We start from the raw sequence: 23,297 nt of genomic DNA on the forward strand, positions 1-23,297 counted from the left end.
TAGCTTGCGGCGTCCGGTGCGGTGCGTCGCAAGGCGCCGGATCGGCCTCGTAGTGGGCCTACTCGGTCGATGCGGCAACGCAGCGAGGTGCCGTGCCGGACGCCGCAAGCCGGTGAACCCTCCCGGTCACAGCACCAGGTCGTGTCTGACGAATGGCGTCGTCCGCCCGCAGGGCGGGGCCGGCGGTGTCCGGCGCTCCCCCAGAGCTTCGCCTGGGAGGTACCCCCGGATTGCAAGGCGGAGGGTGGGGGCACCTCCCGGACCGCCAGGCCCAGGGGGAGAGAACGCAGGGGGCACCTCCCGCCGAAGGCAGGGGGAAAGCGTGCGTGCCGGACACCACCAGGCAGACGGGACTTGTCAGACACGGCCTAGGCCGCTGCCGCCGCGCCCGCGACCTGCTCGGCGGTCGGCTCGATCCGCGGCGAGAGCAGCGAGACGGCGAAGGTGCCGGCCGCGATGACCGCCGCCACCAGCAGGCCGCGCTGGAAGCCCGCCACCAGCGCGTCGGACCGCGAGGCGCCGGAGGCCAGTTCGTGCGCGGTGCGGGAGTTGGCCAGCGTCGTGACGACGGCGAGCCCGATCGCGCCGCCGACCTGCTGGAAGGCGGTGAAGACGCCGGAGGCGGCGCCCGCGTCGTCGTGCCGCACCTCGGCGACCGCTGCGATCTGCGCGGGCACGGCCACCGCGATGAAGCCGAAGCCGAACAGCACCGTTCCCGGCACGATCTGGCTCAGGTACGCGCCGGTGGCGTCGGCCCGTGAGAGCAGCAGCAGGCCGCCGACCGCGAGCACGCTGCCCGCCGTCTGGATGGGGCGGGTGCCGAAGCGCGTGACGAGCTGGCTGGCCACGACCGCGGAGACGATCGCGGCGCCGCCCATCGGCAGGAACTCCACCCCGGTGCGCAGCGCGCTGTCGCCGCGCACCTGCTGCAGGAAGATCGCGGTCAGGAAGAACATCGACAGGAAGGCCGCGCCGTTGAGCGCGATGGTCCCGCCCGCGGTGCTCAGGCTGCGCGAGCGCAGCAGCCGCATCGGCACCAGCGGGGCGTCGGTGCGGGTCTCGACGGCGAGGAAGGCGGCCAGCAGCACCACGCCCCCGGCCAGGCAGCCGACGACCTCGGCGGAGGACCAGCCGAGCGGTTCGGCACGCACCACGCCGTAGACGACGCCGAGCAGACCGCCGGTGGCGAGCACCGCGCCCAGCAGGTCGAAGGAGCGGTTGCCGCGCTGCGCCGGGATCGGGCGGACGAACAGCGGGGTGAGGACCACCAGGAGGACGACCAGGGGGACGTTGACGATGAAGACCCAGCGCCAGCTCAGCGCGTCGACGAGGAAGCCGCCGGCCACCACGCCGAGGGTGCCGCCCAGCCCGGCGAGGGCGCCCCACACGCCCATCGCGATGTTGCGCTCCCTGCCGTGCGGGAAGGTCACGGTCAGGATGCCGAGCGCGGCGGGCGAGAGCAGCGCGCCGCCGAGGCCCTGGACGCTGCGGGCGGCGACGAGCAGGCCGGGAGAGTCGGCCAGGCCCCCGGCCAGCGAGGTGACGCCGAAGAGCACGAGTCCGGCGACGAAGATCCGGCGGGGGCCGAGCAGGTCGGCTGCGCGCCCGCCGAGCAGCAGGAAGCCGCCGAAGACCAGGGTGTAGGCGCTGATGACCCATTGCAGGCCGTCGGGGGTGAAGCCGAGGTCGGTCTGGATGTGCGGGAGGGCGACATTCACGATCGTGACGTCGAGCACCACGATGAACTGGGCGAGGGCCAGCACCGCGAGGGTGGCCCAGGGACTGCGTCGCATGGTTGCTACCTCGGAAGGAGGGATGTTTACAGCGTATGCTTACGGCACAACCATACATACCGCGCTTACACTGCAGACAACCGCGCGAGGACAGGCCGTGTGTACGCTGTCGGCCGAGCGGGGGATCTGCGAGCGAAAGGTGCGGATGCGGACATGGCCGCACAGAAGCGTTTGAACCGCGAGGACTTGCTGACCACCGCGCTCGCCGTCGCGGACGCCGAGGGGCTCGAAGCGGTCACCATCCGCCGGGTCGCGCAGCAGCACGACGTCACCCCCATGGCGCTCTACCGGCACTTCCCCGACAAGGACGGCCTGCTGCTCGCCCTCGCCGACCGGCTGCTGTCCGGCGCGGCGCTGCCCGAGCCGGACGACCGACCCTGGTACGACCAGCTCCGGGACGTGCTCGTGGCCTTCGCCGAGGCGTTGCGCCCGCACCCGAACGCGGCCGTCCTGGCGTTCCGCGGCATGGTCACGACCGAGGCCGGCCTGGAGATCACCGACCGGTCGCTCGCCCTCATGGCGGAGGGCGGGATGTCGATCGAGCACTGCGCGGAGACCGCGAGCCACATACTCGGCTCGCTGGTCGCCCTGGCCATCGTGGCTCCCGGGCCGCCGCCCGGCGCCGACCCGGAGGAGGCCGAGGACGCGGTGCGCGCCAAGCGCGCGACACTGCTCGCACTCTCCCCGCGCCGCTACCCGCACGTCGTCGCCGCCGCCGAGCCGCTGGCCGAATGCGCCGACACCGGGGTCTACTTCGACCGCGGCATCGAGATGATCATGAGCGGCATCCGGGACGCCGCCCGCGCGGAGACCGCCGCGTCCCGCTGACCGGCAGCCGCCACCCGCGCGGAGACCCCCGCGCCCCGCCGGCCCGCAGCCGCCACCCGCGCGAAGACCCCCGCGCCCCGCCGGCCCGCAGCCGCCGCCCACCGCCCGGTGCCGGCCGGCCCCCGGGGCGCCTGGGGCGTACGTGACGCGCGGTCACGTACCCGGAGCCGGACGTATCGGACGGTAAGCCGCGGGAGAGGCGGGCGGAACCCAGAATTCACCGGAAAACCCCTTCCCCGGTGGGTCTACGCGCGTATCTTGAGGCCCGACCGTGCGCGTACCGCCTCGTGGTGACGCGCCGTCACCAACGACCGCTCCGCACGAAGGAGATACCCCCCGGTGTCGCACCCCTCTGAGGCCACCGAGACGTCACCACGTCCGGCGGGGCAGCTGCCCGCCGGCTTCCGCAAGCGCTTCCTGCCGATCGGCATAGCCGGCGCGATGGTGCTGGCCGGGGTCGGCGTGCACGCCGCCTTCGCCGCGCCCTCGGCCGACGCCCTGATCTCCGAGGTCTACGGGGGCGGCGGCAACTCCGGCGCCACGTACACCAACGACTTCGTCGAACTGGCCAACGCCGGCGGCGCGGCCGTCGACCTGAGCGGCTACAGCGTGCAGTACCTGCCCGGCACGCCCTCCGCCACCTCCAAGTGGCAGGCCACCCCGCTCACCGGCACGCTGGCCGGCGGTGGCCACTTCCTGGTCCTGGAGGCGGCGGGCGCCGGCGGCACCACCGTGCCGCCGGCCGACGTGACCGGCGGCATCAACATGTCCGGCACCAACGGCACCGTCGCGCTGGTCTCCGGCGCCGACCCGCTGACCTGCCTGACGGCCGCGGACTGCGCCGCCGACCCGCGCGTCAAGGACCTGGTCGGCTACGGCACCGCGCTCGTCCACGAGGGCAGCGGCGCCGCGGCGGGCGCGAGCAACACCGCGTCGGTCGCCCGCGGCGCGGGCCTGGCCGACACCGACGACAACGCGGCCGACTTCACCGCGGGCGAACCCACCCCGCAGGCCGCCGGACAGGGCGGCGGCCCGACCGACCCGCCCACCACGCCCCCGACGACTCCCCCGACCACCCCGCCGGTGACGGGCGTCGAGGCGAAGATCCACGACATCCAGGGCGACACCCGCAACAGCCCGCTGGCCGGCAAGGCGGTGACCGGCGTGACCGGCATCGTCACCGGCGTGCGCGACTACGGCTCCTCGCGCGGCTTCTGGATGCAGGACCCGACGCCGGACGCCGACCCGCGCACCAGCGAGGGCATCTTCGTCTACACCAGCTCCAGCCCCACCGTCGCGGTCGGCGACAGCGTCACGGTGGCCGGCACGGTCTCCCAGTACTACCCGGGCGGCGCCGACACCGGCGTGCAGGCGGTCACCGAGATCACCAAGCCCACCGTCACCAAGGTCTCGTCCGGAAACGCGCTGCCCGCGCCGGTCGTGCTGGACGACAGGGACGTTCCCGACGCCTTCGTGCCGAGCGCCGGCGGCGGCAGCATCGAGGACCTCCCGCTGCGCCCCGCGGACTACGCGCTCGACCTGTACGCCTCGCTCGAGGGCATGAACGTCCAGATCAAGGACACCCGGGTGGTCGGCGCCACCGACCCGTACTCGGAGCTGTGGGTCACCGTCAAGCCCGACCAGGACCCGACCAAGCGCGGCGGCACCCTCTACACCGGCTACGACCAGCCCAACTCCGGCCGCCTGATGGTGCAGTCGCTGCTCCCGACCGCGACCTCGCCCTTCCCGGTCGCGAACGTCGGCGACACCCTGCGCGGTACGACGTCGGGCCCGCTGGACTACAACCAGTTCGCCGGTACGTACGCGGTCCAGGCCCGCGAGCTGGGCACGGTGAAGAGCGGCGGCATCACGCCCGAGGTCACCGCCAGGGCCTCCGCCGACCAGGCGACCGTGGCCACGTACAACGTGGAGAACCTGGCGCCCGGCAACCCGCAGTCGAAGTTCGACGCGCTCGCCCAGGGCCTGGTGCACAGCCTGCGCTCCCCCGACATCGTCGCCCTGGAGGAGATCCAGGACAACAACGGGGCCACGGACGACGGCACGGTCGCCGCGGACCAGACGCTGACGAAGCTGACGGACGCGATCGTGGCGGCGGGCGGCCCGCGCTACGAGTGGCGCAGCATCGACCCGGTCAACGACAAGGACGGCGGCCAGCCCGGCGGCAACATCCGCTCGGTCTTCCTGTTCAACCCGGAGCGCGTCGGCTTCACCGACATCCCCGGCGGCGACTCGACCACCGCGGTCGGCATCACCGGCACCGGCTCCACGACCGCGCTGACCGCCTCCCCGGGCCGTATCGCCCCGAACGACCAGGCGTGGAACAGCAGCCGCAAGCCGCTGGTGGGCCAGTTCACCTTCCGCGGCAAGAAACTCTTCGTCATCGCCAACCACTTCGACAGCAAGGGCGGCGACCAGGGCATCGACTCGCGCTTCCAGCCCCCGGTGCGCAGCTCCGAGGTGCAGCGGGTGCGACAGGCGATCCTGGAGCACGACTTCGTGCAGCAGCTGGAGAGCGCCGACAAGAAGGCCGACGTCGTCGTCCTCGGCGACCTCAACGACTACCAGTTCTCGCCCGCGGTGCAGAGCCTGACCGGCAACGGCTCGGTGCTGACCGACCTGGTCAACACCCTCCCGGCGCAGGAGCGCTACTCCTACGTCTACGAGGGCAACTCCCAGGTGCTGGACCACATCCTGGTCTCGCCGGACCTGGCCAAGCACGTGGACTACGACGTCGTCCACATCAACTCCGAGTTCGCGAACCAGACCAGCGACCACGACCCGCAGGTCGTCCGGCTGCGCCCGTAGTACGGGCAGGGCAAGGAGGGGGTGCGCGGGCCTGGGGCCCGCGCACCCCCTCCCCCTTTTCCCGGCCACCGCCGGGAGGAGCGCGGAAAAAGTCTTGGCACCGAGGGATTGTCCGCGCCGTCCCCCGCCTCTTTCCCGGGGGACGATCCCGCCCAGGAGAGGAACGCGCATGCCCCCGGTACGCCGTCGGACGCCGCTGCGGCCACCGGACCCGCCCCGAGAACCCCGGGACGGGCCGTGGGTCGCGGCCGCCCCGCTGGTGCGGGCGGCCCAGGCCGGGGACGCCCTGGCCCTGGGCGACCTGCTGGACCTGCTGACCCCGTACGTCACCCGGCTGTGCACGCCGATCGCGCAACGGGACGCGCCCGACGCCGTCCAGGAGGCGCTCATCGCCGTCTTCCGCGGCATCGGCGGGCTCGACGACCCGCTCGCGCTGTACGGGTGGGTGCGCACCGTCGCCGTCCGGGAGGCGGTGCGGGTGGCCGGGCGCGCGGCGCGCGAGACCCCGGTGGAGCACGTCGAGGGCCTGCCGGCCGCGGCGGGCCCGGAGTTGGCCGGCGACGTCCGCGACGTCCTGCGCCGGATGACCCCGGAGCACCGGGCGGTCCTCGTGCTCCGCGAACTGGAGGGCCTGGACGAGAAGGCCGCCGGCGAGGTGCTGAACGTCTCCCGCGGTACGGTCAAGTCCCGGCTGCACCGCGCCCGCAACAGCTTCCGGAAGGCATGGACCCGATGAACAGCACGTGGCCCGCGGTGGACCTGGACCCCGTACGGCGGCTGCGCGTGATGGCCGCGGGCCTGCGCGCGGCCGTGTACGCCGAGGACCATGTGGACGCGCCCTTCGCCGAGGTGTGGTCGATGGCCTCGGACCTGCCGCACGAGCTTCCCCGGCTGGTGCCGACGATCCGGGAGTTCCGGCTCGTCGGCGGCGCGGAGGGTGCGGCGGGCGCGGACGGCGCCGGCGAGCGCGCCGGGGCCTGGGCGTACGGGCCGCTGGGGCACCGTGCGTACTTCGAGGTGGTGCTGCGGCCCGGCTGGTGCCTGATGCAGAGCAAGGGTGTGGTGGGCGGGATGGCCGCGGTGCCCGAGGACGGCGGCACCCGGTTCGCCGTGCTGGGGGCCGCCCGGCACCGCGCCCTGCTCCCGGTGTCGCTGCTCGCCGCCCGTGGCTTCGGGCCGTACCGCGGGCGGAAGATGATCGAGCGGGCCCGGCGCCGTACCGAGGCCCGGCGCGGCGCCTGACCCCCGCCCGCGGGGGCGTCACCCGCGGGCGAACAGCTCCAGGGCGGTGCGCACGACCACGTCGGGCCGCTCCTCGTGGACGAAGTGCCCGCAGTCCGGCACGACCTCGATCCGCAGGTCGTCGGCCCGCCCGCCGGGGTGGGTCAGCACGCTCGGCGGCAGCGCGAAGTCCCGGTCACCGGAGAGGATCACCGTCGGTGTGGACAGGTGCAGCCCGCGGTACGTGCCGCGCACCAGTCCCGGGATGTCGCGCACCGCGTACTGCCGGAACATCGCCTCGGCCGCCCGCGCCCGGTCCGGCTCCGCGCTGGAGCGGACGAACTCCTCGGTCGCCGCGGGCTCCCGGGCGTCCCGGTCGGCGAGGCCCTTGCGCAGCAGGTAGCGGGTGAAGGCGGGGAGGCGGCGCAGCACGGTGCGGCCGCAGAAGGGCAGCTCCAGCGGCGTGGTGTACCAGTAGCGCCACGCCTGCGGCAGCATCCGGCGGTGCAGCGGCCAGGGGTGGACGATGTTCAGGGCCAGGAAGTGGCTGAAGCGCCCGGGCGCGGTCAGGCACGCCATGAATCCCGTCCACGCCCCGAACTCGTGGGCGATCAGCCGGGCCCGCGGCACCCCGAGGGCGTCCATCACGGCCAGCACGTCGGCGACCCGGGTGGCGGTGTCGTAGCCGCGGGCCGGGGCGTCGGACCAGCCGAAGCCGCGCAGGTCCAGGCAGATCAGCCGGTGGTGCGCGGCGAGCGGCGGGATGATCCGCCGCCAGCCGTACCAGTGCTGCGGGAAGCCGTGCAGCAGCACGACGGGCTCCCCCGCGCCGGCCTCCGCCACGTGCAGGCGTACGCCGCCGGCCTCGACGAGGCGGTGCCGGACGCCGGGCACCTCGGGCATGTCCGGCAGGCCCGGCCACGCGGTGCCCGCCGCGGAAACGTCGCTGGTCATCTCGACTCCTCGGTCACGAGGGCCACCGCCGGTCCGGTACGGCCCTCTCTCCTGCCCCGTCAGGAGGAGCCGGAGCCCCGGAACGTTCCCCCGAGTTCAGTGCCAGGCGCGGCGGAAGGAGGCGCGGGCCCGGAAGAGCCGGGAGCGGACGGTGCCGACGGGCAGCCCCAGCGCGCGGGAGACCTCCTGCTCGTCCAGGCCCTCGATGTGGCGCAGCGTCAGGACGGCACGGTGCTCGGGCGACAGGCGGTGCAGCACGTCCGCGATGTCGGTGGCCAGTTCGGCGTCGGTTCCGGAGGGGAGGTCCTCGGTCCCGGTCCCGGCGGCGGTCCGTGCGCGCTGCCCGGCGGTCCGTACGGCCTCCCGGACGGCGATGGCGCGGACCCAGCCGAACAGCGCCGCGGGCGTCCGGAGCTGCCGGATGTTGCGGAAGACCGCCAGCAGCGCCTCCTGGGTGGCGTCCGCGCCGTCCTGGAGGGCGACCGCGCCGCAGATCCGGCCGACGTAGGGGGCGAGCATCCCGAGCAGCTCGTCCATCGCGAGCGCGTCGCCCCGCTGGGCGCCGTGCACGAGCCGGGCCAGCTCCGCCGGCTCGGCCGGCACGCGGTGCCCCTCCGCCACCCGTCACCACCTCCCCCGGTTCCCGTTCCCACTCCCTACGGAATATTGGAAGACGGGAGGGCGAATTTTCCGCTGTTTGCAAGGTGGGTGGCGCACATCACCCCCAAAATGAGCGGCAATCTGTCCCATTTGGGCGATATGCCACGTAAAGGTGCTTGCTCAGCCCGCGGTCCGCGTGCGAGAGTCGGTCCAACGGCCGATCGACCCGAGCCCGGCCGTTCCACAAGCGCCGTGGACCACACCCCCCTGCTCCGCGGCGGTCATGAAGAGGCCCTTCCTGCTGTCGTTACCCCGACGCGAAGGGCCTCTTCACGTTGGGTTCACGCGCGGTCCTGCACCCGCAGTTCGAACCAGGTGGTCTTGCCGCGCGGCTGGAGGTCGACACCCCAGCGGTCGGACAGGTGGTCGACCAGGAAGAGGCCGCGCCCGCTGATGTCCAGATCCCGCACCGGGAGCAGGCAGGGCAGCGCCCGCGAGGGGTCGCGCACCTCGACGCGGATCCAGCCGCGCCGCCGCCGTAAGCGGATCCCGAAACTGCGCGCCCCGGTGTGCCGCACCGCGTTGCCGACCAGCTCGGAGACCAGCAGCTCGACCGTCTCGCCGTACGCCGCCAGGCCCCATCCGCACAGCACGTCCAGCGCCATCCGGCGTGCGGTGGACGCCGACTCGGGCCGCGAGGTCAGATGGACCTCGGCCAGCGAGGGGTCGGCCGGCAGTACCGGCGCGCCGGCCTCCTCCGCCCTCTCGGCCCCGCCCGCGAGTACGGGTAAGGGGCCCGCCGCGGGACCGGACTCCACCCGCTGCGGCCGCTCGGATCCACCCCTGCCCGCCATGCCTTCATGATGGCCGCCCGGATGCCCCCGCGAGTGCCATCCCGGCGAATTACCCGGGAGGAACGCGGCGTTCCGCCCGTGTGTTTCGGCATATTCCACCGGCATGAATTCCCCGGAATCACGCCATTCGACCTGCGGCGTTGCCGAATGCAACCTTCCCGGTGATCGGTGGCGGCGCAAAAACCCTTAAGGTTGGCATAAGCCTGCCTTAAGGAAAGGCCGCCACCGGCGGGCTACCGATGTTCGAGTGAGTGTACGAGAATCGTACAGACCCGGACCGGGTAACGCCTCAGCGGAATTGTGCTTTCCCCGGCCCCTGCTCGACGAAGCTGCGCATCCCGGTCTCCCGGTCCCGGGTCGCGAACAGGCCCGTGAAGAGCGCGCGTTCCAGTGCCAGGCCGCTGTCGAGGTCGGTCTCCAACCCCGCGTCCACCGCCTGCTTGGCCGCCCGCAGCGCGAGCGCCGGCCCGCGCGCCAGCCGCGCCGCCCAGGCGTGCGCGGTCCCGTACACCTCGGCGGCCGGCACCACCTTGTCGACCAGGCCGATCGCGAGCGCCTCGGCGGCGCCCACCATGCGGCCGGTGAAGATCAGGTCCTTGGCCCGGGAGGGGCCGACGAGCCGGGCGAGCCGCTGGGTGCCGCCGGCGCCCGGGATGAGGCCCAGCAGGATCTCCGGCTGCCCGAGCCTGGCGTCCTCGGCGGCGATCCGCACGTCCGCGCACAGCGCCAGCTCGCAGCCGCCGCCGAGCGCGTAGCCGGTCACGGCGGCCACCACCGGCTTGGGGATGCGGGCGACCGCGGTGAAGGCCTCCTGGAGCGGGCCGGAGCGCAGCGCCATGTCCTCGTAGGACATGTCCTGCATCTCCTTGATGTCGGCGCCCGCCGCGAAGACCTTCTCGCCGCCCCACAGCACCAGCGCCCGCACGTCGGACCGCGCGGACGCCTCGCGGGCGATCTCCGCGAGGCGGTCCTGCACGGCGCTGTCGAGCGCGTTCATGGGAGGCCGGGCGAGCGTCACGGTGCCGACGCCGTCGTCGACTTCGAAGGTCACAGTCATGACGGCGAGACTACGGCGCCCGCCCGGTCGGGCCGCGTCAGGCCTTCCACTGCTCCCACGGCATGTTCCAGCCGTTCAGGCCGTTGTACCACTGCACGGTCTTGTCCTTGGAGTGCACGACCTCGACGACGTCGCCGATGATCGAGCTGTTGTAGAACCACGCCGCGGGGGTGTCCGGGTCGTGCGCGCCGCGCACGTCGTGCAGGCCGACGCAGCCGTGGCTGGTGTTGCTGTGCCCGAAGACCGAGTTCGCGGCCCAGTAGTTGCCGTGGATGAAGGTGCCCGAGGTGGTGAGCCGCATCGCGTGCGGCACGTCCTTGATGTCGTACTCCCCGCCGAAGCCGACCGTGTCGCCGTTCATCCGGGTGGTGACGTACTTCTCGGAGATCACCATCTTGCCGTTGTACGTGGTGTGCTCGGGCGCCCCGGAGGAGATCGGGACGGTCTTGATCACCTTGTTGTCGCGGTAGACGGTCATCTTGTGCTTGGCGGCGTCCACGATGCTCACCTGGCGGCGGCCGATGGTGAAGTGCACGGACTTCTGCTGCTTGCCGTAGACCCCGGCGGCGCCCTCGACGCCCTTGAGGTCCAGGCCCAGCGTGACCTTGGTGCCGGGCGTCCAGTAGTCGGCCGGGCGGATGTAGAGGTCCTGGTTGCCGTACCAGCGCGAGGCGACCTCGACGGACGGCGACGCGGAGACCGTCACGCCGGCCTCGACGGCCTTCTTGTGCGTGATCGGGTGGCTGAAGTGGAGGTAGACCTCCATGCCGACGCCGACGGTCGAGCCGTCCTCGGGCGTGAAGTAGCCGACGAAGGTGTCCTTGGGGGTCACCGTGGTGAAGGTCGCGTGCTTGTCGGACTCGCGGCCCTCGGCGTCCTTGGCGGTCGCGTCGACGGAATACTGCGTCGAGGTGTCCAGATGGCCGGTGGGCGACCAGCCCAGCCCGTCGGCGCTGATCTCGCCGGGCACCTCGGCACCCTTGTCGTCCTTGACGACGACGGTGGACAGCTTGCCGCCGCTCGCGGAGACCTTCAGCTCGCCGGTGGTGGCGACGCCGTCGGCGCCGTCCTTCGGGGTGATGGTGACGACCGCGGTCGAGGGCGCGGTGTCCGCCGAACCGCCGGCCGTGGCCGACACGGCCGGTTTGGACGGGCCGGACGCGGAGTCGTCACCGCCCCCGCCGCCCCCGCACGCGGCCGCCGCGAGCAGCGCGGCTCCCAGCACCAGCGCGGATATCTTCCTTCTGACCCCAGGCGCCACGCCTATCGGCTTCACGTCCGTCTCTCCCCTTGCCCGCTTCCCGCACCTCAGCCCCGGACCTCCCCGGCTGGCGCAAGAAAACCACACCACGGGGGTTCTGAGCGGCCCGGGATTGTCACCGTTGCGTCCCAGATCGCCGCGGGTCCTGCCGGGTGCGGGCGGCGGGCGCCGCAGCGCGCTACTTGCGTGGGGTACCGGGCCGTGACGACGGCCGCGGCTTCGGGTCGGTGCTGCATCCCATCTTCCGGCAGTCCGGGTTGGCGCAGGACATCGAACTCACTCCTTGCTGTCGTGCAGGCGTATCCACCGCGCGAACCGGGACCGCACACGGGTGCGGTTGCCGGAGGCGGTCGTGAAGACGGACGCACGGGAGAGCGATTCGGTTCCCGTACGGGTGAGTTCACAGCATTGCCGCAACAATTCACAGGCCCTTCACCGGAATGCGCGCGCGGGCACATGTCCGGGGGAGGTGACCTGCACAATTGCCCGCGCACTCAGAGTGCCGAACCGGCCACCCATTGCCGCCAGTCGAGATTCCAGCCGCCCATTCCGTTGTCCGGCGCGACCGTTCCGTCATGGGAATTCACCACCCGGATCGGGTCGCCGACGAGCGAGTGGTCGTAGAACCAGCCCGCCGGGGTGCCGGAGCCGCCGCCCTTGGTGTCGAGCAGCCCGATGCAGCCGTGGCTGACGTTGGTGCGGCCGAAGACGTCCGGCGCGGACCAGTAGTTGCCGTGCACGAACGTGCCCGACCGGGTGAGCCGCATCGCGTGCGGGACGTCGGGGATGTCGTACTCGCCGCCGAAACCGACGGTGCGGCTGTCCATCCGGGTCACCGCGAACTTCTGGGCGATCACCATGACCCCGTTGTACGTGGTGTGCCCGGGTGCCCCGGCGGAGACGTCCAGGCTGCGCACCACCCGGCCGTCGCGCCGGACGGTCATGGTGTGGGAGGCCGCGTCCACTGTGCTGCGCTGGTCGCGCCCGATCGTGAAGTGCACGTCCTTGGACTGCGTGCCGTAGACGCCGGGCGCCGCCTCCACGTCCCGCAGCCGCAGGTGCAGCGTGACACGGGAGCCGGGCGCCCAGTACCCGGCGGGGCGCAGGTCGAGGCGCTGGTCGCCGAACCAGTGGCCGACGACCCGTACGGCGGGCTGCGCGGTGACGGTCACCGCGCGCTCGACCGCGGCCCGGTCGGCGACCGGGCGGCTGAAGGTCAGCGAGACGATCATGGCGTCGCCGACCGTGCTGCCCTCCTCCGGGCTGAAGAAGCCGATCACGGTGTGCTGCGGCACCAGCGTGGTGAAGGCGGTGTGCTTGGCGGCCTCCCGGCCCTGCCCGTCCTTGGCGAGCGCGTCCACCGTGTACTGCGTGGCCAGCGCGAGCTTCCCGTCCGGCCGCCAGCTGCGCCGGTCCGCCGCGAGCCGTCCCGGCACCGGCGTGCCGTCCGCCGCCCGCACCCCGACCTCGGTGAGCGTGCCCTGCGCGACGCGCACCGCGAGCGCGCCCTGCGCGGCGACGTCCCGTGCCCCGTCCCCGGGCTCGACGCTGATGACCGCCCGCGAAACCCGCGCGCCGGCCCCGCCCGCCGCATCCCCCTTCCCGTCCGGGCCGCCGCCACCGCCCGCCCCGCAGCCCACGGCGAGCACCGCGCCCAGTAGCACCCCCGCACCCGCGCGCACCGCGCGCCGCACTGCTTCTCTCACGCACCGTCAACGACGCACCGCCGCCGGGGAAACGCCGGGCCACCCGGTCACGGGAACGCCGTCAGCCGGGCAGCCGGGCCAGCACGTCGCGGGCGCGCTCGGCCGCGTCGGGCCAGGGGCCGTTCAGCGCGTGGACGTAGGCGGCGCGGGCGCCCTCGAGGTCGCCCTCGCGCAGCAGCAGGCCGCCGAGGTTGACGGCCGCCATACCGCTCTGCACGGGGTGGCCGGTCGCGAGGACGGAGCGGTAGGCCTCCGCGGCGCCCGCGGGGTCGCCGCGGGCGTCGAGGAAACCGGCGAGGTCGAAGGCCGCCGGGGGCGACAGGTGCGGGTGGCCGGCCTGGACGGCGAGCCGGTAGGCGGCCGTCGCGCCCGGGACGTCGTCCAGGGCGGCGCGCACCTGCGCCAGGTGCACCGCCGCCAGGCACGCCAGCTCGGCGTCGGCTGCGTCGAGGGCCTTGCGGTGGGCGGCTTCGTAGGCCGCACCGGCTCCTGCCGCGTCGCCGCGGGCCCTGCGGAGCACGGCCCGGCAGAAGAGCAGCAGCGCGCCGTCGTCCGGGCCCGCGAGGGCGACCGCCCGGCGGAAGACGTCGGCGCTCCGCTCGTCGGGGAGCAGCAGGGCCAGATGGAGCTGGGTGCGGGCGCGCGTGTCGCCCGCTGCCTGGGCGGCCCGCAGCGCCGCGACGCCCTCGGCCTCGGGCAGGTGGTGGCCGAAGTGCCGCGCGAAGTCGAACGGCGGCGGCTGCGGCCCGGTGGCGGGCGCGGGCGGTTCCAGTGCTGCCAGCCGGGCGCGGGCCTGCGCCGCGATCCCGGGCTCGGGACACTCCAGCGCGTGCCGGTAGGCGGCGCGGGCCTCGCCGGGGGTGAACTCGCAGACCAGCAGGTCGCCCAGGACGAGCGCCGCCATCGGGGCGCCGGGGCCGTCGAGGGCCCGCTCCAGCGCTTCCCGCGCGCCCGCCACGTCGCCCGCCTGGGCCCGGACGATGCCGACGATGCCGCCGACCGCGACCTGCCCCGCCTCGTCGGTCCAGCGCATGAGGAGTTCGGCGAGGATCCGCGCCTCGGCGTACTCGGCGTCCTCGTAGAGCCGGGCGACGCCGTGCAGCATCGCCTCCGCGTCGCCGCCCGCGACAAGGGAGTTGGTGAGGCGGGCCGCCTCGGACCGGCGTTCCTCGGCAGTGGCGACGAGGTCCAGCCGCCCGGCCGCGTCGGCGTCGCCGAGGTCGGCCGCACGCTCGTAGGCGGCGCGGGCGCCGGCCAGGTCCCACGCGTCCAGCAGCAGGTCGCCGAGCGCGACCGCGGCGGCTGCGGCGTGGCCCACGCCGGTGGCGGCGGCGCGGGCGAAGGCGGTCCTGGCCTCGTCCGAGGCGCCGGCGTCCCGGAACGCCAGGCCGCGGCCCGTCTCGGCCGCTGCGACGATCCACGGGTCGTCCGCCTCGGCCAGTTCGTCCAGCACCGCGAGCATGCCGTCGACGTCCCCCGCCTCGCGCAGCTCCACGGCGCGCGCCAGTTCCGCCAGCAGGTCGGGGTCCGGGTCCGGGCCTGGTGCGGCTTCCGCGGCGTCCGGCGCGACGTCCTCGGTGGAGGCTGCGGCGAGCGCCTCCAGCTCGTCGCGTACGGCCAGCAGCCGGCCGGCGAGGTCCGCGTCGGCGGCGGCGACCTCGGCCAGGTCGGAGCGCAGGTCGAGGGCCCGGGACCACAGCACGGCCCGGCCCTGCTCCAGGAATTCCACCGCCGCGGCGGGTTCGCCCGCGTCGAGGGCCAGCCGGGCCGTTTCCGCCGGTACACCGCCCTCCCCTGCGAGCCAGGACTCCTGGGCCTCGCGCGGGGAACCGGGCCAGGCCGCCAGGGCGAGCAGTTCGAGCAGCAGCCGGCAGCCGTCGAGGGTCGCCCGGCCGTCCTCCCGGTCGGCGACCGCGAGCCAGACCCGTACGGACCGGTAGCGCACCCTGGCCGGGGCGGTGGTGTCGGACGCCAGCCCGTACAGCACCCGCACGGCCTCCGCCCGGTCCCCCGGCCGCTCGCCGGCCGCGACGCGATGGGCGAGGCAGGTCCCCAACTGGAGGGCGGACAGGACCGATTCGGCCCCGCCCCGGCCCGCGCAGACGCGGAAGATCTCGACCGCCCGGTCCAGGTCGGGGGCGGCGCCGGTGCGCTCCCAGCGGTCGGCCAGCGCGAGGGCCGCGTTGTGGGCCATGTGCGTCCACTGCGGCCCCGCCGCCTCCGGGTCGTCGACGAGGGCCAGCACGCGGGCGAGCACGGCGTCGAACGCCGCCGGATCCCGCCGCTCGCCGACCATGTGCGCCCCGAGCAGTGCGGCGACGGCCTTGCGGTGCTGGGAGCTGCCGGGCGGCAGCTCCTCGACGGCGGTCTCCAGGTAGCCGACCGCCACCGCCAGGTCGGCCTCGGGGCTCGGCCGCCCGGCGCCGGGGTACGACCCGTGCTCGGCGTTGGCGCGGTCCAGCCGGGCCTGCGCCACGTTGACCAGCCGGGAGGTGTACGAGTGGTGGGTGCGCGGGGTGAGCTGCAGGACGGTGGTGAAGGCCTCGATCCCCTCGTCCAGGTCGGCGGGGACCGCGAAGAGCCGGTAGCGGGTGAGGAGGACGCCGGCCAGGTTGTTGAGCAGCGTCGCCGTCTCCACCTCGGAGCCGTCGCCGTGCGCCGCGTCCGGTGCCGCGGCGTAGTCGTCGCGGACGGCGCGGTAGAGGTCGACGGCGCGCGAGAGGTCGGCGACGTCGCGGGTCGCCTGGAAGCGCTCGGTGAGGGCCGCGGCGAGGTGGGTGCGGGTGGCGTGGCCGCCGGGGTCGAGTTCCAGCGCGGCGGTGGCGAGGTCGACGGCGCTCGCCAGGTCGGCGGGCGCGCCCGTCTCCGCGTAGCGCTCGCGGTGGTGGGCCGACAGGTGCGCGAGCCGGTGGGCGCGGCCGGGGTCGTCGGGGCCGGTCGCGTCGAGGCCCTCGGTGCCGGCCTCGACCGCGCGGTCCAGGTCCGCGAGGGCCCTTGTGAAGCCGAACCGTATCCGGTGGCCGAGGCCGAGGGACGTCAGCATGTCCGCGCGGTCGGGGGCGCCGGGGCCCGCGGCGTCGAGTGCGGCCTCCAGGTGCGCGAGGGCCTGCTGGAGGTCGTCGCGCCGGTGGTGGCGGTGGTAGCGGGCCATGAGGGCGTGGTGCGAGGCCTGCCGGGTCGCGACGGAGATCTCCGTCCAGCCGTGCGCCGTGGCCCGGTCGAGCACGCGCTGCCAGGCGGGGAGGGCCAGGTCGAGGTGGGGGTCGCCGTCGTCGTGGCCGAGCAGGGTGGCGCAGACGACGAGGAGGCGGGAGAGCGTGGCGTGCAGCAGGTCGGGATGCCCGTCGGGGGCGAGGGCCACCGCTTCGGTGAGGGCGTCGACGGCGGCGCGCAGGTCGGCGGGTGCGGTGGCGGCGTCCGGGCGTTCGGCGCGAAGGTGCAGCACCCTGCCGTAGTTGGCCAGGACCGCGGCGCGGCGGACGGGGTCGAGGGGCCGGGCGAGGGCCTGCCGGTAGCCGTCGACGGCGAGGTCGGCGGCCTGCGGGTCGTCGGCGTGCTCGGCGCGCTGGTGCAGCGCGCCGGCGAGGGTGAGCAGCGGATCGGTCGCGCCGTCGCCCGCGTCGGCGGCGGCGCGGGCGTGGTCGAACGCCTCGTCCAGCAGGCCGGGTTCGGGCTCCAGCTCGTTCATGACCAGCAGCGTCCCGGCGAGGTCGCCGCGCATCCGCGGGTGGTCCGGGTCGTCGGGCGCGGTACGGGACAGGGCGCGGCGCAGCAGGTCCGCGGCCTCGGACAGCGCCGCGCGGTCCCGCCTCCTGGACCCGGCGTCGTGCAGGGCGTGGGCGAGGTTGGCCTCGAAGGGGGCGCGCCCGTCGCCCGGCGGCAGCAGGCCCAGGGCGGTGCGCCCGGCGGCGACCGCCTCGTCCAGGTGGGCCTCCTCCCCGGTGAGGCTCGCGGCCTCGGTCAGGATCCGGCCGAGCCGGTCCCAGCGCAGCGCGGTGATGCCGCCGTCGCCGGGGCGGGTCAGCTCCTCGCGGGCCAGGGCGGCAAGGGCGAGGCAGTGCCCGGGCGTCGTGGGAGCGTCGTCGACCGATCGCAGCAGGGTGTGCCACAGGGCCTGTTCGACGGACGCCCGGTGCGGGGCGCGGGCGACCTCGGCACGGGCGAGCTCCGCCGCCTCGTCGACCTGCTCCTGCGACCGGGTGCGTATCGCGGCGTGCATCAGGGTGGCGGCGAGCGCGGCGGTGCACGCGGGCCGCTCGGCCGGGTCGAGCGCGGGCAGGGCGGCCCGGTACGCCGCGGCGGCCTCGGGCAGCGGTGCGTACGCGCCGGTCCGGCGTGCCAGGCCGGACAGCAGGTCGCCGCGGTGCCGGTGCAGCCGGCCGCGGTGCTCGGGCGCGGCCTCCTCGGCGGCGCGTTCGAGCAGGGCGACGGCCTGCTCCGTCTCCGCCGGGTCGCCGGTGGCGGCGGAGCGGCTGTCCAGCAATGGGGCGAGTTCGGCCGCGTACATCGCCCGCAGGCGGGGTTCGGCGGGGCTCTCGTGGAGCGCCGTCAGCAGGGTGATCGCCTCGTCCCGCGCGGCCGCGTCGCCGGTGGCGTCGTGCACGTCGCTCAGGGCGACAGCGAGGAGTGCGGTGTCCTCGTCGCGTTCGGCCCGCCTGCCGTACGGCGGCGCGCACAGCGCCCGGCAGACGTCCACGAGATCGGCCCCGGCGTCCGGCCCGCCGGTGAGCCAGAAGAGGTCGGCCAGGATCTGCCGGTGGTGGAGGAGGCGCTCGCGCTCCCCGCTCCTGGCACGGATCCGTGTCCGGGCCCCGGCTGGACCCGCCGGGGCCAGCAGCCCCGGCACGTACGGCAGATCGCGTAACACCCCGGGATCGTCCCCGGCCGTGCCGTGCAGCAGCCGCCACGACTGCCGCAGCCGGTCGCGCCTGCGGTCGAGCTCCTCCCCCTCGAAGGCGTCGAGCCCGTGGGTGGCGTGCACGATCGCCTCCCGCAGGGTGTCCGGCTCCCGCGTGGTGTCCCACGTCTGCTGGAGCAGGAAGCCGAGGTTGGCGGAGTCGAGCGGGTCGCGCTCCGGGAGGCGGCGGCGGACGACGTCCCGCATGAGGTCGACGGCCTCGGCCAGCCGCCCTTCGCGGTGCAGCGCGGCCACCTTCTCGACGAGCGGGACCAGCAGGTCCGTGCCCGCGCCGGTGTCCTCACCGGCGGCGGTGCCGGCCGCGTCGTCCGTGGTCACGGGCACTCCTCGACCGGCTGGACGGTGAGGACCCGCGCCAGCTCCACCGCCGCGTCGCCGGCGGCGGTGTGCAGGGTGAGGGTGCCGCGGGCGACGCCCTCACTGCTCCCGCACAGCGTCGCGCCCGGCAACTGGACGCGCAGCTGCGGCGGTTGCTTCGGCGGGCCGTACCAGGTGGTGCCGACCGCCAGGACCAGGAAGGCGGCGCAGGCCACCGACCCGGCGATGCCGCGCCGCAGGTCGGCGAGGGCGGCGACGGCCCGCGCGTGGTCCTGGGTGAGCGGGCTGCCCGCGGCGGGCGGGGTGAGTCGGGGCGGGCCGTTGGCCGCGCGCAGCAGGCACAGGCCGCCCGCCGCACCGGCCAGCAGGGCAAGGAGCAGCAGCACGCCGATGACGACGTGCCAGGGTGGGGCGACCTTGTCGATCTCGGTGCGCCCCTTGACGAGGCCGAAGCCGACCAGGGCGGCGAGCAGCCCGGCGAGCCCGTTGCGCCAGGCGGCGGCCGCCGCGCGGACCCGGGGCAACTCCTCGCGCAGGGCCTGGTGCCGGTTGCGGGCGCGGGCGGCGTCGGCGGGCCCGGCGGGGGGTCCGGGCCGCAGCGGGGCGCTCATGACGCGGTGAGCCGCAGCAGCCAGTACGCGCCGCAGCCGACGCTGCCTTCCGGGCTGCCGGGGTGCTCGCCCTCGCACGTGCAGATGACCGGTTCGACACGCTCGGCGGGCGCGGGGGCGGCCGTCCGGCGGAAGAGCGGCAGGCTCTTGTACGTGCCGGTGACCACGGGGACGTACATCAGCCCGCGGCAGCGCGGGCAGGGACCGGCCAGTTCGACCGTGCCGGGGCGTATCTCGGTGGCGGCGAAGGTCACGGCGGCGTCCCGCGCGTAGTCGTCGTGGGTCGTCTCGTCGTACGCCTCACACAAGGGGGCGCCTCCTTCTGCTCTCGGCTGGTGCGCGCTGGGGGCCGGTCAGGGGCCGGTGTGGGTGAAGGCCGCCCAGCGGCTGGGGCGTTCCGGTTCCGCGTCGCGCAGCCGGCGCAGCGCACCGGCCGCGGCGTCCGCGGTACGGGCGGGGTCGAGGCGGCCCGCGGTGACGAGCGCGGGGAAGAGTTCGGCGGCGAAGGCGGACGCGGCCTCGGCGTCCACGGACCACAAGGTCGCCAGGACGTGCCGGAATCCGGCGTAGTGCAGCCCGGCGCCGAGGGTGACGACCTCGTCGGCGAGCTCGATCCCGCCGGTCGCGGTCATGCAGGCCGACAGGAAGGCGAAGCCGCCGTCGAAGCGGTGCGCGCCGAGTTCGGCGACGGTGAGGACTCCGTCGGCGAGCAGCAGGCCGCCGTGCGAGGGGTCGAGCAGGCTCTGCCGCCCGTGGCAGCTGAAGTGGGCCCAGCGGTGGTCGCGCAGCTCGCACAGGACGCGCTCGCGGGTGGCGTCCGCGCCCTCGACGACGGTGAGCCGGTCCGGCGGCAACAGCCGCCGCAGCAGATCGAGTTCGGCCGCGGCCTGGGGGAGCGGCGGGTCGGCTGCGGGGGCGACGGCCAGCATCCGGTCGGCGCCGCCGGACGGTTCGGTACGGGCGCGGGCCAGCGCCCGCAGCGTGGGCACCGACGACGGGACGGCGCGGTCGAGCACGCTGCGGCCGCTGCCGTCGTGGTGCCCGGCGGCGTGCAGCGGCAGGAAGCCGAGCGGACCGGTCGGGCACCACCAGACGCGATGCGAGGCCGCCGCGCGCAGCACCGGCGCGGCCACGGCCTCCCACAGCCAGCGCAGGTCGTCCAGCAACCGGGCGTCCAGGTCCTCCTCGGCCGCGCGCAGTTGCCGCTTGGCGGTGTGGTGGTCGTGGAAGCTGCCGAAGGACGGGCGGGCCAGGGCCCGCCGCTCGGTGCGGCGGACGCGTGCGGCGGCGTCGTCCACCTCGCCCAGCCGGCCGATGTGGCCGGCCACCCGCTCGCCCACCTCCTGTGCGTCCAGGTCCGGCAGCGGGAGCGTGCGCACGCCGGACGCCTCGACGAGCAGGGCGTCGCAGCGCCGGCCGGTGACGTTGACCATCGCCAGGGTGCCCGTGCCGACGGCGGGGAGCAAGGACTCCAGCCGCGGCGGCCGGAGGAAGTCCGCGAAGCCGGGCCCGAGCGAGCGGACGCGCGCGACCAGCTCGTCCCACTCCCGCGCCCGCGCGAGCTGCCGGTCGACGGCGCTGCCGCGGCGGCCCGGCGGCTCAGCTGACATGGCGCCAAATGTAGCCGGGGGAACCGGTGGCCGGTAAGCCCCGGAAAGACCGGAATCCCGACGGAATGCCACCGGAATGCCACCGGACCGCGCGGCGCGGTGCCGCGCCAGGGCGCGCCGGGGGTGAGACCGGGCCGCGCGGGGGGAAGGAAGAGGGCAGGGACACGGCAGGCCGCCGGGCACGGGACGCCCGGTGCGCGGGTACCGTGCGGATCCGCGCGGGGCAGGCGACGCCGCGGGGATCCGCCGGGCAGCCTGCGGGCCGCCGCCGTGCCCGAGCCGTGGGAGGGCGTACGTGTCGGAGACACGCGAATCCGGGGTGCCCGGGTGGGCGCGCGGCCTTCCGCTGCCCGCGCCGCGCCGCGGCAGCAGGGACGGGGACGGCGGCAGCGGGGGCAACGGGCACGCCGCAGCGGCGCCCCCGGGCCGCGTCCCCGCGGCGCCGGCGGCCGAGGTGTGGCCCGGGTCGCCCGAGCCGCTGGGGGCCCGCTTCCGCGCCGGGCCCGACGGGCAGGCGGGCACCAACTTCGCGCTGTGGGCGGGCGGCGCGGAGTCGGTCGAGGTGTGCCTCTTCGCCGCCGACGGCACCGAACGGCGCATCCCGCTGGCCGAGCTGACGCACGAGGTGTGGCACGGCTTCGTGCCCGGCGTGCTGCCCGGGCAGCGCTACGGCTTCCGGGTCGGCGGCCGCTGGGACCCGTGGACGGGGGCCCGCTGGAATCCGGCGAAGCTGCTGCTCGACCCGTACGCCCGCGCGGTGGACGGCGGCTTCCGGCTCGTCCCCGAGGTGTACGGGCACGTGCGCGACTGGCCCGAGCCGGACGCCGCCGACACCGTGCGCGACGACCGCGACTCGGCGCCCTTCGTGCCCAAGGGCGTGGTGGTGGACGACTGGGCCGAGGCGGACGGGTGGCAGGACGACCACCGCCCCAAGACCCCGTGGGCGGACACCGTCATCTACGAGCTCCACGTACGCGGCTTCACCCGCCGCCACCCCGGCGTGCCGCCCGAGCTGCGCGGCACCTACGCCGGTTTGGCGCACCCCGCGGCCCTCGCCCATCTCACCTCGCTGGGCGTGACGGCCGTCGAGCTGCTGCCCGTCCACCAGTTCGCGCACGAGGAGCACCTGGAGCGGCGCGGCCTGACCAACTACTGGGGCTACAACTCGATCGGCTACTTCGCACCGCACGCCGACTACAGTGCGAGCGGCTCGGGCGGCGGGCAGGTCGGGGAGTTCAAGGCGATGGTGCGGGCGCTGCACGCGGCCGGCATCGAGGTGATCCTCGACGTCGTCTACAACCACACCGCCGAGGGCGGCCAGGGCGGCCCGACGCTGTCGCTGCGCGGCATCGACAACCGCGGCTACTACCGGCTCGGCCCCGACCCGCGCGGCTACGCCGACTACACCGGCTGCGGCAACACCCTCGCGGTGATGCAGCCGCACGTGCTGCGGCTGATCACCGACTCGCTGCGCTACTGGGTGACCGAGATGGGCGTCGACGGCTTCCGCTTCGACCTCGCGGCGGCGCTGGCCCGCTCCATGCACGACGTCGACATGCTCTCCCCCTTCCTCGCCGTCATCGCCCAGGACCCGGTGCTGCGCCGGGTCAAGCTCATCGCCGAACCGTGGGACGTCGGCTCGGGCGGCTACCAGGTGGGCGCCTTCCCGCCGCTGTGGACGGAGTGGAACGACCGCTACCGGGACACCGTCCGGGACTTCTGGCGCGGCGCGACCGCCGACGTGCGCGACCTGGGCTACCGGCTGTCCGGCTCCAGCGACCTGTACGACTGGGGCGGCCGCCGCCCGTACGCCTCGGTCAACTTCGTGACGGCGCACGACGGCTACACGCTGCGCGACCTCGTCAGCTACCAGGACCGGCACAACGGGGCCAACGGCGAGGACGGCCGGGACGGCTCCCCCGACAACCGCTCGTGGAACTGCGGCGCCGAGGGCGAGACGGACGACCCGGACATCGCCGCCCTGCGGCGGCGGCAGGCGCGCAACCTGCTCGCGACGCTGCTGCTGTCGACCGGGGTGCCGATGCTGGTCGCGGGCGACGAGATGGGCCGCACGCAGGGCGGCAACAACAACGCCTACTGCCAGGACAACGAGACGAGCTGGGTGGACTGGTCGCTGCTCGACGACCCCGGCTGGGCCGCGCTGCGCGACCTGGCCGCGCGGCTCATCGCGCTGCGCCGCGCCCACCCGGTGCTGCGCAGCGGCGGCTTCTTCTCCGGCCTGGCACAGACCCCCGAAGGGCTGCGGGACGTCGCGTGGTTCGGCGCGCACGGCGGCGAGCTGACCGACGAGGAGTGGTTCGCGCGCTCCGCCACCCTCGGCATGTACCTGTCCGGCGCGGACATCCCGCACCGCGGCGCCCGCGGCGAGCCCGTCGTGGACGACAGCTTCCTCCTCGTCGTCCACGCCGGCCATCTCGCCGCCTCCTTCACCCTCCCCGGCCCGCCCTGGGCCACCACGTACGAACTCCTCCTCGACACCGCCCTGGAGGCCCAGTCCACCCCGCCCCCCGCCCCGCCGACCCCGGCGGGCACGGCGGTCGGCATCGGCCCGCGCTCGGTACGGCTCTACCGCGCGGTGCGGTCGGGGAGTTGAGGGCGCGGAGCGCGCGACGGGCGGGCGGGGAAGGCAGGGCGGGGAAGGCAGGGCGGGGCGCGATCCCGGCCGTTCCTCCGGCCGGTCGGCCCGCCTCGACACGTGGCGGCTGCCCCCCCCCCCCGC

General features: G+C 75.0%; 16 protein-coding genes. 5 read left to right on the plus strand and 11 right to left on the minus strand.

Features of this window, described 5'->3' with window-relative positions; translation table 11 throughout:
• Nucleotides 1-368: 368 nt before the first annotated feature.
• Nucleotides 369-1,793, minus strand: coding sequence for an MFS transporter (locus IH54_RS0136165; protein ID WP_031525289.1), 1,425 nt, complete (start codon nt 1,791-1,793; stop codon nt 369-371).
• A gap of 153 nt (nt 1,794-1,946) precedes the next feature.
• On the opposite strand from IH54_RS0136165, the gene IH54_RS0136170 reads away from it, so the two are divergent.
• The 4 genes from IH54_RS0136170 to IH54_RS42165 all read left to right on the plus strand — a co-directional run bounded on the left by IH54_RS0136170 (nt 1,947) and on the right by IH54_RS42165 (nt 6,689).
• Nucleotides 1,947-2,621 carry a TetR/AcrR family transcriptional regulator gene (locus tag IH54_RS0136170; protein ID WP_052398245.1) on the plus strand — a complete coding sequence of 225 codons (675 nt, stop codon included), beginning with the start codon at nt 1,947-1,949 and terminating at the stop codon, nt 2,619-2,621.
• Between the two features lie 441 nt (nt 2,622-3,062).
• Nucleotides 3,063-5,447 carry an endonuclease/exonuclease/phosphatase family protein gene (locus tag IH54_RS0136175; RefSeq protein WP_052398249.1) on the plus strand — a complete coding sequence of 795 codons (2,385 nt, stop codon included), beginning with the start codon at nt 3,063-3,065 and terminating at the stop codon, nt 5,445-5,447.
• A 169-nt stretch (nt 5,448-5,616) separates the two neighbouring features.
• Nucleotides 5,617-6,183, plus strand: coding sequence for an RNA polymerase sigma factor (locus IH54_RS0136180; protein ID WP_078862784.1), 567 nt, complete (start codon nt 5,617-5,619; stop codon nt 6,181-6,183).
• Nucleotides 6,180-6,689, plus strand: coding sequence for a hypothetical protein (locus IH54_RS42165; protein WP_159012283.1), 510 nt, complete (start codon nt 6,180-6,182; stop codon nt 6,687-6,689). Before IH54_RS0136180 ends, IH54_RS42165 begins: the two co-directional genes overlap by 4 nt.
• Nucleotides 6,690-6,707: 18 nt before the next feature.
• Here IH54_RS42165 and IH54_RS0136190 read toward each other — a convergent pair whose 3' ends face one another.
• The 10 genes from IH54_RS0136190 to IH54_RS40730 all read right to left on the minus strand — a co-directional run bounded on the left by IH54_RS0136190 (nt 6,708) and on the right by IH54_RS40730 (nt 20,557).
• A complete protein-coding gene (locus IH54_RS0136190) occupies nt 6,708-7,622 on the minus strand; it encodes an alpha/beta fold hydrolase (protein WP_052398247.1) in 915 nt (304 codons plus the stop codon).
• A 96-nt stretch (nt 7,623-7,718) separates the two neighbouring features.
• Entirely contained in the window at nt 7,719-8,159 is a 441-nt protein-coding gene (locus IH54_RS0136195) for an RNA polymerase sigma factor (protein ID WP_078862787.1), read from the minus strand.
• 404 nt (nt 8,160-8,563) lie between these two features.
• On the minus strand, nt 8,564-9,076 hold the full coding sequence (locus IH54_RS0136200; RefSeq protein ID WP_031525296.1) for an ATP-binding protein: 513 nt from the start codon (nt 9,074-9,076) through the stop codon (nt 8,564-8,566).
• 289 nt (nt 9,077-9,365) lie between these two features.
• Entirely contained in the window at nt 9,366-10,133 is a 768-nt protein-coding gene (locus tag IH54_RS0136205) for an enoyl-CoA hydratase/isomerase family protein (protein WP_031525297.1), read from the minus strand.
• Nucleotides 10,134-10,170: 37 nt separating this feature from the next.
• Entirely contained in the window at nt 10,171-11,400 is a 1,230-nt protein-coding gene (locus IH54_RS0136210) for a L,D-transpeptidase family protein (protein ID WP_107060353.1), read from the minus strand.
• Nucleotides 11,401-11,888: 488 nt separating this feature from the next.
• Complete coding sequence (locus IH54_RS0136215; protein WP_031525299.1) at nt 11,889-13,100, minus strand: L,D-transpeptidase; 1,212 nt, start codon at nt 13,098-13,100, stop codon at nt 11,889-11,891.
• A gap of 61 nt (nt 13,101-13,161) precedes the next feature.
• Nucleotides 13,162-18,336 (minus strand): hypothetical protein, encoded by a 5,175-nt coding sequence (locus tag IH54_RS0136220; protein ID WP_031525300.1) that lies wholly within the window; start codon nt 18,334-18,336, stop codon nt 13,162-13,164.
• The gene (locus IH54_RS0136225) at nt 18,333-18,947 is read right to left on the minus strand and encodes a hypothetical protein (RefSeq protein ID WP_031525301.1); all 615 of its coding nucleotides are present in this window, start codon (nt 18,945-18,947) and stop codon (nt 18,333-18,335) included. The genes IH54_RS0136220 and IH54_RS0136225 overlap by 4 nt, the downstream gene beginning before the upstream one ends.
• A complete protein-coding gene (locus IH54_RS0136230) occupies nt 18,944-19,255 on the minus strand; it encodes a hypothetical protein (RefSeq protein WP_031525302.1) in 312 nt (103 codons plus the stop codon). Before IH54_RS0136230 ends, IH54_RS0136225 begins: the two co-directional genes overlap by 4 nt.
• Nucleotides 19,256-19,300: 45 nt before the next feature.
• Nucleotides 19,301-20,557, minus strand: coding sequence for a CHAT domain-containing protein (locus IH54_RS40730; RefSeq protein WP_052398248.1), 1,257 nt, complete (start codon nt 20,555-20,557; stop codon nt 19,301-19,303).
• Between the two features lie 346 nt (nt 20,558-20,903).
• Between IH54_RS40730 and glgX the strand changes: the two genes are divergently transcribed.
• A complete protein-coding gene (gene glgX, locus IH54_RS0136240) occupies nt 20,904-23,171 on the plus strand; it encodes a glycogen debranching protein GlgX (protein WP_052398252.1) in 2,268 nt (755 codons plus the stop codon).
• The last annotated feature ends 126 nt before the right edge of the window (nt 23,172-23,297 follow it).

The organism is Streptomyces sp. NRRL F-5123 (assembly GCF_000721495.1).
Lineage (GTDB): Bacteria > Actinomycetota > Actinomycetes > Streptomycetales > Streptomycetaceae > Actinacidiphila.